Genomic DNA, 12170 nt, shown 5'->3' on the forward strand with positions numbered 1-12170 from the left:
TGCGATTAGTTCCTTCCCTTGCTGACCTTCACCGGCATGCCACTGCGCAGTCGGCTGGTGTTGCTCACTGCCACTTGATCCCCGGACTGAAGACCCGACGTCACGGGATAGAGGTTGTCTTGCAGATCCCCCAGTTCAACCTTGGTCTGGATCACGATCGGTGTGTCTCCAGGCAGCCGCTCCAGCGTTGTCAGCGCTTGCTTGGAGGCATGCGCGGAGGCTTTGATCGCCGGCAATGCTTTTTTAAGGGGAACCAGCCGATACACAAAAGGCTGCTGGGCCTGCATCATCACGGCCTGCACTGGCACCGCCAGTTGTTGTTGTTCGCCAGTAATGATTTCGCTCTTGACGTACTGGCCGGTTTTCAGCCGTCCGGTGAGGTTAGGAAAGGTGGCTTTCACCATCACCGTGTTAGGTGCGTTCTTGCTGCCGGGAAGACCGAAGTAGGGGGAGATAAAGGTCACCTCACCGCTCCCTTTCACGGGGGGATCGGTTTGGGACGCCACCTTCACGGTCTGGCCAGTTTTGACAGCATCGGCCTGTGATGCCGGAATTTGCATCAGCGTCCAGAGCATGGTGTTGTCGACGATGCCTGTGATGGACTGGCCAGTTCTGACGTAATCGCCAAGCTTCACGGTGTCGAGATCGCCGACGATTCCATCGATGGGTGATCGCACATATTTGTATCCGAGTGTGGCTTCATCGGCGAGGGCCTGATCCCGTGAGGCGATTGCCTGGGTGACGTAGCGATCCCGTTGTTTGGCGGAGGCGGCACCTTGCTGGTAAAGGAACTCGTAGCGCTCCGCATTTAGCCGGTCGGTGCGGGCCTGGGCTTTGGAGGCGTTGAGGGATGCACTTTGCTGCACGTTGTCCAGCACCAGGATCGTTTCACCGGCTTTGACGCGCTGGCCTTCGCGGGCCACGATCTTCACCACGCGGCCTTCACTTTCCGGCTTGAGTGCCACGTTGCTGGTGGATTCCAGCAGGCTGATGGCCTGAAGTCTTGGTTGGAACGTGGCCGTTCTGATCCGGGCGGTATTGACCGACAGGAGGGTCTTGTCGTGCTGGTGATGACTGCAGCTCGCAAGCACGATCACGGATGGCAGCAGGGCCAAGACCGGGATTTGGCGATGCATCATCACTGTTTTTTCAGACCCTAGGTGGGGTTTTGGCTTCCAGTCTTTTTGGTTAAGGTCACCTCACCCAGTCCCACCGAGCTCAGTAGAGCTTGGTGATGCCATCGCCGATGGCGGAGTAGCAGTTCTGCAGTTGTTTGTCGCTGATGCAGAGCGGTGGCAGAAGGTACACCACGTTGCCAAGGGGCCTGATGTAGACGCCATCTTCAAGGCAAAGACGCTGCAGCTGGCGGCCCACAGGATTGAGATAGTTGGTGCTACCGCAGTCGAGCTCGAATGCGGCCATGGTGCCGAGACAGCGGACTTGTTTCACCATGCTGTGGGCTGTGAGTGCTTGTAGATGGGGTCTGTGTCGGCCTTCAAAGTGGAGGAAGCGCTCGGGGTGTTGTTCCAGCAGGTCGAGGCTGGCGAGTGCAGCCGCACAGCCAAGAGGGTTGGCGGTGAAGCTGTGGCCATGGAAGAAGGTTTTCAGTGGTTCTTCGCTAATAAAACCGGCAAAGATCCGCTCGCTCGCAAGGGTGCCGCCCATGGGCAGGAAGCCGCCGGTGAGGCCTTTGGAGAGGGCCATCAGATCCGGCTGAATTCCCGCGCGTTGGGACGCAAACAGGCTGCCTGTACGTCCGAAGCCCGTCATCACTTCATCGGCGATCAGCAGTGTGCCCCGGTCGCGCACGCGTGCCTCTACAGCCCTTAAAAATTCAGGCCGAACCATGCGCATCCCAGAGGCGCCTTGGATCAGCGGCTCCAGAATCACGCCAGCAGTGGGAACCGCCAGGGCGTCGTCTAGCTCGTTGAGGGCTTGGGCCTCCCGCGTTTCAATGTCGCTGTCTCCCCAGTGGGTATGGGGCCAGCTAATGCGGGCCACATCAAACAGCAGTTCGTCATAGGCCTCGGTGAATACCGAGCGGTCCCCAACGGCCATGGCTCCGAAGGTGTCGCCGTGATATGCCCCTTCGAAAGCCACGAGACGACGGCGGTCACTGCCTTGGTTTCGCCACCATTGCCAGGCCATTTTCAGTGCCACTTCTACGGCAGTGGATCCGTTGTCTGAAAAGAAGAGACGGTCCAGGCCGCTGAGGGCTGCCAATCGGGTGGCGAGTTGCTCGGCAGGTTCGTGGCTGAAGTTGGCGAAGATCACCTGCTCCATCACCTGGGCCTGAAGGCCGACGGCCGCTGCGATCGATGGTTCGCTGTGGCCGTGCAGGGTGACCCACCAGCTGCTGATCGCATCAATCAGAGTGCGTCCATCGTCGAGTTGCAGCACACAGCCGTCGGCGCCGCTGACCCGAAGGGGCTCAGGATGCAGGGCGACCTGGGTGGTGGGGTGCCAGAGGTGCGGGTGCCAGGGCATCCAGGCAGGTTGCGTTGGTGAGTTCAGATTTGCAGAGTGGCTGCAGTGATCGCCGCACCGTCATGGATGTCGTCTTGCATCATGCGTCTCGATAGGGCGCACCTTGCTGATGCCATCGCTGCCTTTAGGCACAACAGATTTGGAGGCAATCTCTGCTGACCTTGATCAGGCGTTGTTGCAGTGGTGGGAGAAGCATGGCCGCCGTGATCCGGCACAAAAACCCTGGATGTTCATGCCTGATGGCGCATGGCCCGAACCCCAGCACAGCCTTCCTCCATATGGGGTTCTGGTCGCTGAGGTGATGCTCCAGCAGACCCAGCTCCAGGTGGTGCTTCCTTACTGGCGGGCCTGGATGGAGGCCTTCCCGAGGCTCGAGGTCTTGGCTGAAGCGGATGAACAGGCGGTGCTGTTGCGCTGGCAGGGGCTGGGCTACTACTCCAGGGCTCGTCGTTTGCTTGCAGCAGCTCAGCAGTTGTTTGCAGAGTTGAGGCCGATTGGTGAGGCCGATCCTCAGGCTTGGCCTCACCAACTGGATCGCTGGCTTCTGCTGCCCGGCATCGGTCGCAGCACCGCGGGTGGCATCCTCTCTTCTGCTTTTAATAGCCCCCTGGCGATTTTGGATGGCAATGTGCGCCGGGTGCTCGCCAGGGTGATGGCCCACTCGCACCCGCCGATGCGCCATCAAGGGCTGTTCTGGACTTGGAGCCAGTGCCTGATCGCTGCGGCGCCGCAACGAGCCAGGGATCTCAATCAGGCCCTCATGGATTTGGGCGCGACTCTCTGCACGCCGCGTCATCCGGCCTGCGCTTCATGTCCGTGGCAATCGGCTTGCGCTGCGTACGCTTCGGGCAGCCCTGATCATTACCCCGTGAAAGAAGCTCCCCGCGATGTGCCCTTTCAGGTGATCGGTGTGGGTGTTGTGCTCAATCAAGCTGGCCAGGTGTTGATCGATCAGCGTCTTAATGAGGGCTTACTGGGGGGGATGTGGGAATTCCCTGGTGGCAAACAGGAGCCAGGCGAACTGATTCAGGCCACGATTGCCCGTGAGTTGATGGAGGAACTGGCGATCGAGGTCACGGTGGATCAGGAGCTGATTTGCGTGGATCATGCCTACAGCCATAAACGGCTGCGTTTTGAGGTGTACCTCTGCACTTGGTGCTCAGGTGAGCCGCAGCCCTTGGCCAGTCAGCAGGTGCGATGGGTGCAGCCCCAGGAGCTCGGGGCCTATCCCTTCCCTGCTGCTAATGCCCGCATCATCGCGGCGCTGATGACCCATCTCGGTTTGCCTGCGTTGGATCAGTCCGTCTCGGGTTGAGTGGTTTGCGCAGTTGGCAGTTGTCGCACTGCTAGCCAGGCTGCGGGAAGTTAGATGCCAGCTGATGGCCAATCGTGCGGTCTGTGCCCCATGGGTGCTGTGTTTGGGGGAAGCACTGGTTGATCGTCTGGGGCCTTTGGGCGGTGATCCGGCGACTGCCTCACTGTCTGACTGCGATGATCGCCTTGGCGGTGCCCCTGCCAATGTGGCCTGTGCTCTGGCCCGTCTCGGCACCCCTGTGGGCTTCCTCGGCCGGCTTGGAGAGGACGATATCGGCGCCAGTTTTAACGAGTTACTGCGGGATCGTGGCGTTGACCTGAGGGGTGTTCAGGCCGATACCGTCCGCCCCAGTCGGGTGGTGCTGGTGCGCCGGGATGCAACTGGGGAGAGGGTGTTTCAGGGCTTTGCCGGGGATCAGGGCGAGGGTTTTGCTGATCAGGGTCTTGATTGCCAGCAGCTGTCGTTGTCCTGGCCTGCGTTGGCGTCAGCTGCTCGCTGGTTATTGGTCGGCACGATTCCGCTGGCGACGCCTGAGTCAGCGGAAACCCTCCAGTGGGCCATTGAGCAAGTGGATCAGTCGGATCTGCGTTTGGCCTTGGACGTCAACTGGCGGCCCACGTTCTGGGATCCAGCCGCCGATCCCTCTGCAGGACCTTCACCTCAGGCTTTGGCCTCAATGGCGCCTTTGCTCGATCGGGCTTCATTGATCAAGCTGGCACGGGAGGAAGCGATCTGGGTGTTCAACAGCGACAACCCTGAGGCGATCAGCAAGTGTTTGCCTACCCACCCCGATGTGGTGGTCACTGATGGCGGTCATCCCGTGCAGTGGTGCATCGCTGGCCACGTTGGTGCGATGGATGTTCTGCCCCCGCCAAGGGTGGTGGATACCACCGGTGCTGGGGATGCATTCACAGCAGGGCTGCTGCATCAGCTTCTCGCTCTTACACCCTCGGGTGGTGCCCCTCTGGTTCTGTCTGCAGCTTTGGTTGAGGAAGTGATCCGTTATGCCGCTGCCTGTGGTGCTTTGGTCTGCGCTGGTGCCGGTGGTATTGACCCTCAGCCGTCGGCGGCTGACGTGGAGCATTTCCTCCAGCAAAGTGCAGCGGTGGTCTCTGGACTGCGCTGAATCAATCGATCAAGCACTTCATGAGCTGGGTGGGTGAAGGACGGCAGTCCTTCCTTCCCCTGGCCCATGATCCAGTTGGAGCGTCCAAGCGTCCTGACAGTTCAGCTTGAGACGCTCTGGCCACTCCACGACGAGTAGGGCTCCCATCGCCAGAGCTTCCTCTTCTTCCTGCAGAAATAGATCATTGGCCGATTCAGGGCGTTCAAGCCTGTAGAGGTCGAGATGCACCAGGGGGGGCTGACCTTGGGGGTAGTGCTGGGCCAGGGCGAAGGTGGGGCTTGTGATCGGTTCGTGGATGCCAAGAGCGAGAGCGATGCCTTGCACCAGGGAGGTCTTGCCGGCACCGAGTTGGCCCTGAAGCAGCAGGACTGTCCCTGCCGAAAGCTGGCCGGCAAGATCACGCCCCAGGCGGTGGGTGGCCTCTAGGTCGTCGAGGATCCAGCGGTTGTCTGTAGATTGGCGATCTGGCGAGCCCGAAGCCTCGGCGACTCTGCAGAGATTTCCGTTCACGTTCTCCCCAGGGAGCTTTTTAACCATGGTGGCAACACCCACGGCAACGACCGGCCTACAGGTCGCTGATGACTATGTCGTTGCGGATCTGAATCAGGCTGATTTTGGTCGCAAGGAGCTCGACATCGCCGAGACCGAGATGCCCGGTCTGATGGCGCTGCGCACCAAATACGGCACTGAGAAACCTCTTAAGGGTGCTCGCATCGCCGGCTCTTTGCACATGACCATTCAGACGGCTTGTCTGATGGAAACCTTGGTGGAACTGGGCGCTGAGGTGCGCTGGGCTTCCTGCAATATCTTTTCGACGCAGGATCACGCTGCTGCTGCGATGGCAGCCCGCGGCATTCCAGTGTTTGCGGTCAAGGGTGAGACCCTTGAGGAGTATTGGGCTTATACCCACCGCATCCTCGAGTGGGGTGATGGCGGCAGCCCCAACATGATCCTCGACGACGGTGGCGACGCCACCGGTCTCGTGATGCTGGGCAGCAAGGCTGAGCAGGACATCAGCGTGCTCGACAACCCTTCCAATGAGGAGGAGACCTTCCTATTTGCCTCGATTAAGAAGAAGCTGGCTGAGGATTCAAGCTTCTATTCACGAACCAAGGCCCAGATTCAGGGGGTGACTGAGGAAACCACCACAGGTGTGGCTCGGCTTTACAAGATGCAGAAGAGCGGTGAGCTGCCCTTCCCGGCGATCAACGTCAACGACTCGGTCACCAAGAGCAAGTTCGACAACCTCTATGGCTGTCGCGAGTCGCTGGTTGACAGCATCAAGCGTGCCACCGACGTGATGGTTGCTGGCAAACAGGCTCTTGTGGTCGGCTATGGCGACGTGGGCAAGGGCTCAGCCCAGTCTCTGCGTGGACTCGGTGCCACGGTTTGTATTGCTGAGGTCGATCCGATCTGTGCCCTGCAGGCTGCGATGGAGGGCTATCGCGTTGTCCGTTTGGACGATGTGGTCGATCAGATGGACATCTTCGTCACCGCCACCGGCAACTTCCAGGTGATCCGCAGTGAGCACTTGGTGCGCATGAAGGACGAGGCGATCGTCTGCAACATCGGTCACTTCGACAATGAGATCGATGTTGCCTCCCTCAAGGAGTACCAGTGGGACAACATCAAGCCGCAGGTGGATCACATCACCCTGCCCAATGGCAATCGCATCATCCTGCTGGCCGAGGGTCGTCTGGTGAACTTGGGCTGCGCCACCGGCCACCCCAGTTTCGTGATGAGTAACTCCTTCACCAATCAGGTGCTGGCCCAAATCGAGCTGTTCACGAAGGGCAGTGAGTACGGCAAGGAGGTCTACGTGCTGCCCAAGCACCTCGATGAAATGGTGGCTCGTCTTCACCTGGATCGCATCGGCGCCAAGCTCAGCGAGCTGAGCAAAGAACAAGCTGACTACATCAATGTGCCTGTGGAGGGACCCTTCAAGCCCGATCACTATCGCTATTGATCACTGCAGCCCAAAGCGGTTTGCTTTGGGCTTTTTGTTTGGCCAGGTCGCTTGAGCGGCCTGGCTTTTTTGATGTGTCAGGGTCTAAGCCATGGCAAATCTCATGATCTGGCGGGAATGGGTCGGGCTGGCACGTGATCCCGTGATCCGGCGGCAGTGGGGAGCAGCGATGTTCGCCGGCTTCTTTGCATTACTGCCTTTGATCCTCTCGGTTGACCTCTATATCGACGACATAGAGCGGGCTATGGATGGCAGCCGTGGTTGGGTTCGTGTGGGTCGGCCGCTTGCGGACACCCTCGTGGAGTGGCTGAATTTTGGGTCGCCGGCGACGGCGGTGGCTCCGCTTTACACGCTGGTGGCGATTGCATTCCTCTCCAGCGTTGGCGTGGCCGTTGCTCGTGTTCATGGCATTCGTTCACCGTTCTGGACGGCGATCGCCAGCCTGCCGCTGATGGCCCAGCCCTATGCGTTGCAGGCCATGTCTTACGGCTTTGACGCGCTCTTTATGGCAGCGGCTTTGGCTTGCTCCATAACGGCCGCTTTGTTGGTGCATTTTCGTTTTGCTTGGTCAAGGGTTGCAGCAGCCCTTGTGCTGCAGCTGTTTGCCTTCAATCTCTACCAACCGGGAGCCAACGGCTTCCTGATGATGACGGGGTGTCTCTGCATCGCGTCGGTGCTCGGCCTCTTGAATCGCCCTTGGCAGGTGCTCTCCCTGCGGTTGCGCCTCATCCTCAGTGCTGTTGTTTATGCGGGTGGTTATGGCCTCTATCGGCTGTTGTTTTCCCTGCTGTTTGAACACAGGCTGAATCGCTACGCCAGCAGTGCTGCTGAACTGAAGCCTTTGGATAGTGCTCTGCCGATGGCATTGAGCACGTCGGTCATTGAGCCTCTGCAGCAGCTGCTTGCGGATTTTGGTCGCTGGCCTCTAGTGCTGCCTTGTTGTCTGTTCATCTGCACCTATGCATTGCTGGTGCGGCAGTGGCGCTCATGGCGTGTGGCGTTGGCAGTTGGTGTGGGATTTTGTTCCTGGTCTTGTTGCTGTCGCCAGGCGGGATGCTCCTGTTGAGGGAGTCATTCGTTCGCCATCCACGGGTGCTGCTTTATCTCGGCCCGTTCGGCACCTGCCTCATTCTTCAGATCGTGGTGATGTCGCGCTCAATCGGTCGTCCTTTCTGGAGCCTGGGCATGGTGCCGTTGATCTGGCTGATGGTGGTTGTCTCCTATGCCTATGGCCATGGGTTTGCGGCGCAGGCCCGTTTCGAACAGCCACGTCTTTCACGCATCGTGGCTGCTGCTTCTGCCCTGCAGAGCCGTGACATGGAGCACCCAGTGCGCTTTCTGGTGGTGGACGGCACGATGCCCCGTTCTCCGGTTTTGCAGAACACGACTCGCAAATTTCCCTTGATGGATCGGTTGATTCCTCCGCTTCTGGATGGCAATCAAACTTTTTCCTTTAGCCAGTTGCGGCTTCATGGTCTTGATCTTGAAAAACGACGACCTGAGGAGCTGGAGGGTGGGTGGCCAGCTGGCTGTGAGCCCTCGCTGGATGCAATCTGCTCTTCGGAGTTTTCGCTTCAGCGGGTCACTGATGACACCTTTGTGCTCCAAATTGCCCCGGAGCGGCCGGCTCTCTAGGCCAGCTGTGAAACACTGACGACGCCTTCACACCTCTTCATGGGACTGTCGGAACTGATCACCCAGCTGCCTGAGCTGATTAAGCAGGCGGTGGCGGTCAACCCCTTGGCTGGATATGGGGCGATTTTCGCGGCGATGTTTCTTGAGAATCTGTTTCCGCCGATTCCTTCTGAGCTGATCATGCCCCTAGGGGGATTTCTGGTGCAGCAAGGCCAGCTGCAGTTTGTACCAGTGGTGTTCGCTGGTCTGCTGGGAACGGTGCTTGGTGCCCTCCCCTGGTACGGCATCGGCCGCGTGATCAATGAAGAGCGGATTGAGCATTGGTTGGAGCGGCATGGTCGCTGGATCGGTATCAGCCCTGCTGAACTGGCCCGTAGTCGCCGCTGGTTCAATCGCTTTGGTACGGCCCTTGTGTTTTGGGGTCGCCTGGTGCCTGGCATTCGCACTCTGATTTCAGTGCCTGCAGGGATCGAGATGATGCCGATGGCGCCATTCCTGATCTGGACGACTGCCGGCAGCTTGATCTGGACCTTGCTGCTCACCCTCGCAGGATTCCTGCTGGGGGAGAGCTATAGCAACGTCGAGCTTTGGATCGAGCCTGTCTCCAAGCTGATCAAGGTTGGCCTGGTGATCGTTGTTGTGGCGGGAGGCATCTGGCTGGGTCTGCGCATCTGGCGCCGTCGTCGCTCTGCCAATTGATCCAAGGGGAAATCCCCCCTTGGATCACCCCAGCAGTGCCGGCCGCTTGATCGCGGTGCTGGTCAGAACGGAACTTCCTCGTCGCTGGGGCTGCCACCACCGAAGCCGCCGCCGCCGTAGTTTCCCCCACCTTCATTTTCGCGTTTCGATCCCAGCAGCTCAAGCCTGTCGACCCGCACCACCGGCTTGCTGCGCTCCTCACCGCTGTTGCGATCGGTCCAGCGGTCAAGTTTGACGCTGCCGATGATGCCAAGCAGAGAGCCTTTCCTGACGTAGTCGGCGGCCACCTGGGCTTGTTTGCCCCAGATCTCAAGGTTGAACCAGTCCGGCTCGTCGTCGCGACTGCGGCGGTTAACGGCCATGGTCAGGTTGGCAACCATGCTTCCCGACTCGAAGTAACGCACTTCGGGGTCGCGGCCTGCACGGCCCACAAGGGTGACTGAATTGACGCCCATGGATTCCTCCTCTTCGTTGGTTCATGATGCGCCACGGTTTTCGTGGCTGCCTTCAAGGAGTTCCACCCTCCTGTCCGGATGTCTCAAAAGGTCCCAGAAAGGTTGGGGAAACGCCCCTATGATTCGCCGAACCTGAGCCTTGTTCCGTGCTTTTTCGTCGCTTCCAGCTGTCCCGCGACATCGGCATCGACCTTGGCACCGCCAATACTCTGATTTACGTTTCCGGCCGCGGCATTGTGCTGCAGGAACCCTCTGTGGTGGCCCTGGATCTGGAACGGGGAGTGCCTCTGGCCGTGGGTGATGAGGCCAAGCTGATGCTCGGCCGCACCCCAGGCAATATCAAGGCCGTCCGGCCCCTGCGCGACGGGGTGATCGCTGATTTCGATGCGGCTGAGCAGATGCTCAAGACCTTTATCCAGAAAGGCAATGAAGGCCGAGGCATCGTGGCCCCCCGTCTGGTGGTTGGTATCCCTAGTGGCGTCACCGGTGTAGAGCGCCGCGCTGTCCGTGAGGCGGGCCTGGCCGGTGCGAGGGAAGTGCATCTGATTGATGAGCCTGTAGCGGCTGCCATTGGGGCCGGTCTGCCCGTGACTGAGCCTGTGGGAACGATGATTGTGGATATCGGTGGCGGCACCACCGAGGTGGCCGTGCTCAGCCTTGGCGGCACCGTGCTGAGTGAGTCGGTCCGCGTCGCGGGGGATGAGATCAGCGATTCGATCGGTGTTTACCTGAAGAAGGTGCACAACTTGGTCGTTGGCGAACGCACTGCGGAGGAGATCAAGATCCGAATTGGTTCTGCCTTCCCAGACAACGAATTCGACCAGACGGTGATGGATGTGCGCGGTTTGCATCTGCTCTCTGGCTTGCCCCGCACGATTCAGCTTCAGGCTGGTGACCTCCGCGAAGCAATCGCCGAGCCCCTCAACGTCATCGTTGAGGCTGTGAAGCGCACCCTGGAGCGCACGCCACCCGAGCTGGCTGCTGACATCGTTGATCGCGGCATCATGCTGGCCGGTGGCGGTGCGCTTGTGCGTGGCATCAGTGATCTGATCAGCCACGAGACTGGGATTTTCACGCACATCGCTGAGGATCCTTTGCTGTGTGTGGTGAACGGATGCGGTCAGGTGCTTGAGGACTACAAGCGTCTTCAGCGGGTGCTTGATACTCCCGAATACGTGCGCAACACCGTGACGGCCTGATCGGATGGCGGCCTCTCAGTGGCCAGCCGGTCCCCGTTGGCGTGGAGGGCGTCGGCTTTGGCCATGGCTTGCACTCCTCGTCGTTTTAGCGCTTGTGCGCTGGAGCAAGGGTGCTGGTTTTGTCGATGCCTATGCCTTGCTGAGTCGGCCGTTCTGGCCGGGTTCGGCTCAGAAGGAGTGGTTGCAGTCAGCAGGAACACTGGAGCAGAAGGCCCAGCTTGAGTTGCTCCGTCAGGACAACGCCCGCTTGCGCGATTTGCTTGAGCTCAACCGTGGTTCGGGGGATGGTCAAGTGGCGGCGGCAGTGATCTCCCGTAACGCTGCAGCCTGGTGGCAGCAGCTGGAACTGGGGCAAGGTGCAAGCGCCGGCCTTGCGAGTGGTGATGCGGTCATTGGCCCAGGAGGCCTGATTGGCCGTGTTCAGAGCGTCACCCCCACCACCGCCAGGGTCAAGTTGTTGACAGCACCTGGCAGCAAAGTGGGCGTTTGGGTGCCTCGCACGCGCCAGCACGCATTGTTGGTCGGGGTTGGTACCGCCCGGCCGCAGTTGCGTTTCATCGACAAGGACATCAAGGCGCGGCCCGGTGATCTGGTCAGTACCTCTCCAGCAAGCACCCTGCTTCCTCCCAACCTTCCGGTCGCTGTGATCCAGTCGCTCAACAGCCGCGCCGTGCCAGCACCGAAAGGGGTGGTGCAGCTGATCGCTGCTCCTGAGGCGGTGGATTGGGTGCAGGTGCAGACCCGCTGATGGCCCGTTTGCATGCCCAGCCGATCTGTGTGGCTTCGGCTTTGGCTATCCCCATGCTTGTCCTCGCCCAGCCGGCTTGGCTCACTCTGTCTGGAGTGGGTCCGAGCTGGGCGGTGTTGTGGTTGCTGCCTTGGGCCCTGGTGGATGGACCCATTTCAGGCGCGATTGCCGGTGCGGCCATCGCCCTGGTCCTTGATGGCCTTGGTGTTGATGGCCTAACCCAACTGCCGGCCCTGGTCTTGTTGGGGTGGTGGTGGGGCCGATTGGGACGTCGGGGACGACCGATTCAGCGCAGTCTCAATCTTGGCTTGCTGGCCTGGATCGGGGCCATGGTGGTTGGTGTCAGTCTCTGGCTGCAGTTGCGTTTAGTCCAGGGGCTCGATGCGCCATTGCTGCAGCACTGGGCCTGGCATCTCTGTCTTACCCAGGCCGTGATCACTGGCTTGCTCGCACCGATGCTCTCCTCGTGGCAGCTGCTGGTTTGGCGACGGCGCTCTCGGGCATGAGCGGTCACCATGACGGCATGCAAACGCTGAGGAC

At 60.0% G+C, this 12170-nt stretch carries 13 protein-coding genes; 9 read left to right on the forward strand and 4 right to left on the reverse strand.

Annotated features, from left to right (window positions below; genetic code table 11):
* Window positions 1-5: 5 nt before the first annotated feature.
* Together SIB72_RS04695 and bioA are read right to left on the reverse strand one after the other, a co-directional pair.
* The gene (locus tag SIB72_RS04695; protein WP_371410847.1) at window positions 6-1139 is read right to left on the reverse strand and encodes an efflux RND transporter periplasmic adaptor subunit; all 1134 of its coding nucleotides are present in this window, start codon (window positions 1137-1139) and stop codon (window positions 6-8) included.
* 79 nt (window positions 1140-1218) lie between these two features.
* Window positions 1219-2487 (reverse strand): adenosylmethionine--8-amino-7-oxononanoate transaminase, encoded by a 1269-nt coding sequence (bioA, locus tag SIB72_RS04700; protein ID WP_413744768.1) that lies wholly within the window; start codon window positions 2485-2487, stop codon window positions 1219-1221.
* Window positions 2488-2596: 109 nt separating this feature from the next.
* Between bioA and mutT the strand changes: the two genes are divergently transcribed.
* On the forward strand, window positions 2597-3802 hold the full coding sequence (gene mutT, locus SIB72_RS04705) for an 8-oxo-dGTP diphosphatase MutT (RefSeq protein WP_413744769.1): 1206 nt from the start codon (window positions 2597-2599) through the stop codon (window positions 3800-3802).
* A gap of 64 nt (window positions 3803-3866) precedes the next feature.
* Entirely contained in the window at window positions 3867-4928 is a 1062-nt protein-coding gene (locus SIB72_RS04710) for a carbohydrate kinase family protein (protein WP_413744770.1), read from the forward strand.
* 18 nt (window positions 4929-4946) lie between these two features.
* Here the strand turns inward: SIB72_RS04710 and tsaE are convergent, their stop codons facing one another.
* Window positions 4947-5465: a tRNA (adenosine(37)-N6)-threonylcarbamoyltransferase complex ATPase subunit type 1 TsaE gene (gene tsaE, locus SIB72_RS04715; protein ID WP_413744771.1), complete on the reverse strand. Its 519-nt coding sequence runs from the start codon at window positions 5463-5465 to the stop codon at window positions 4947-4949.
* Here tsaE and ahcY point away from each other — a divergent pair.
* The 4 genes from ahcY to SIB72_RS04735 all read left to right on the forward strand — a co-directional run bounded on the left by ahcY (window position 5464) and on the right by SIB72_RS04735 (window position 9228).
* Entirely contained in the window at window positions 5464-6894 is a 1431-nt protein-coding gene (gene ahcY / locus SIB72_RS04720) for an adenosylhomocysteinase (protein ID WP_413744772.1), read from the forward strand. The genes tsaE and ahcY overlap by 2 nt on opposite strands.
* Window positions 6895-6985: 91 nt before the next feature.
* On the forward strand, window positions 6986-7960 hold the full coding sequence (locus SIB72_RS04725; protein ID WP_413744773.1) for a glucosyltransferase domain-containing protein: 975 nt from the start codon (window positions 6986-6988) through the stop codon (window positions 7958-7960).
* Window positions 7957-8529 (forward strand): hypothetical protein, encoded by a 573-nt coding sequence (locus tag SIB72_RS04730; protein WP_413744774.1) that lies wholly within the window; start codon window positions 7957-7959, stop codon window positions 8527-8529. The genes SIB72_RS04725 and SIB72_RS04730 overlap by 4 nt, the downstream gene beginning before the upstream one ends.
* A gap of 39 nt (window positions 8530-8568) precedes the next feature.
* Window positions 8569-9228 carry a DedA family protein gene (locus SIB72_RS04735; protein WP_413744775.1) on the forward strand — a complete coding sequence of 220 codons (660 nt, stop codon included), beginning with the start codon at window positions 8569-8571 and terminating at the stop codon, window positions 9226-9228.
* Window positions 9229-9290: 62 nt separating this feature from the next.
* Here the strand turns inward: SIB72_RS04735 and SIB72_RS04740 are convergent, their stop codons facing one another.
* The gene (locus tag SIB72_RS04740; RefSeq protein ID WP_115118727.1) at window positions 9291-9683 is read right to left on the reverse strand and encodes a single-stranded DNA-binding protein; all 393 of its coding nucleotides are present in this window, start codon (window positions 9681-9683) and stop codon (window positions 9291-9293) included.
* 146 nt (window positions 9684-9829) lie between these two features.
* Here SIB72_RS04740 and SIB72_RS04745 point away from each other — a divergent pair, with 146 nt between their 5' ends.
* The 3 genes from SIB72_RS04745 to SIB72_RS04755 are packed head-to-tail and all read left to right on the forward strand — an operon-like array spanning window position 9830 to window position 12136.
* Window positions 9830-10882 (forward strand): rod shape-determining protein, encoded by a 1053-nt coding sequence (locus tag SIB72_RS04745; RefSeq protein ID WP_115118725.1) that lies wholly within the window; start codon window positions 9830-9832, stop codon window positions 10880-10882.
* Between the two features lie 4 nt (window positions 10883-10886).
* Complete coding sequence (gene mreC / locus SIB72_RS04750) at window positions 10887-11630, forward strand: rod shape-determining protein MreC (protein WP_413744776.1); 744 nt, start codon at window positions 10887-10889, stop codon at window positions 11628-11630.
* Window positions 11630-12136, forward strand: coding sequence for a rod shape-determining protein MreD (locus SIB72_RS04755; RefSeq protein WP_115118774.1), 507 nt, complete (start codon window positions 11630-11632; stop codon window positions 12134-12136). The genes mreC and SIB72_RS04755 overlap by 1 nt, the downstream gene beginning before the upstream one ends.
* The last annotated feature ends 34 nt before the right edge of the window (window positions 12137-12170 follow it).

The organism is Synechococcus sp. MIT S9451, assembly GCF_047304725.1.
Lineage (GTDB): Bacteria > Cyanobacteriota > Cyanobacteriia > PCC-6307 > Cyanobiaceae > Synechococcus_C.

What these genes read in the sequence shown, in the direction of transcription:
- SIB72_RS04695 (WP_371410847.1), bottom strand. Translation starts at nt 1,139, where the DNA reads ATGATGCATCGCCAAATCCCGGTCTTGGCCCTGCTGCCATCCGTGATC.
- bioA (WP_413744768.1), bottom strand. Translation starts at nt 2,487, where the DNA reads ATGCCCTGGCACCCGCACCTCTGGCACCCCACCACCCAGGTCGCCCTG.
- mutT (WP_413744769.1), top strand. Translation starts at nt 2,597, where the DNA reads ATGCCATCGCTGCCTTTAGGCACAACAGATTTGGAGGCAATCTCTGCT.
- SIB72_RS04710 (WP_413744770.1), top strand. Translation starts at nt 3,867, where the DNA reads ATGGCCAATCGTGCGGTCTGTGCCCCATGGGTGCTGTGTTTGGGGGAA.
- ahcY (WP_413744772.1), top strand. Translation starts at nt 5,464, where the DNA reads ATGGTGGCAACACCCACGGCAACGACCGGCCTACAGGTCGCTGATGAC.
- tsaE (WP_413744771.1), bottom strand. Translation starts at nt 5,465, where the DNA reads ATGGTTAAAAAGCTCCCTGGGGAGAACGTGAACGGAAATCTCTGCAGA.
- SIB72_RS04725 (WP_413744773.1), top strand. Translation starts at nt 6,986, where the DNA reads ATGGCAAATCTCATGATCTGGCGGGAATGGGTCGGGCTGGCACGTGAT.
- SIB72_RS04735 (WP_413744775.1), top strand. Translation starts at nt 8,569, where the DNA reads ATGGGACTGTCGGAACTGATCACCCAGCTGCCTGAGCTGATTAAGCAG.
- SIB72_RS04740 (WP_115118727.1), bottom strand. Translation starts at nt 9,683, where the DNA reads ATGGGCGTCAATTCAGTCACCCTTGTGGGCCGTGCAGGCCGCGACCCC.
- mreC (WP_413744776.1), top strand. Translation starts at nt 10,887, where the DNA reads ATGGCGGCCTCTCAGTGGCCAGCCGGTCCCCGTTGGCGTGGAGGGCGT.
- SIB72_RS04755 (WP_115118774.1), top strand. Translation starts at nt 11,630, where the DNA reads ATGGCCCGTTTGCATGCCCAGCCGATCTGTGTGGCTTCGGCTTTGGCT.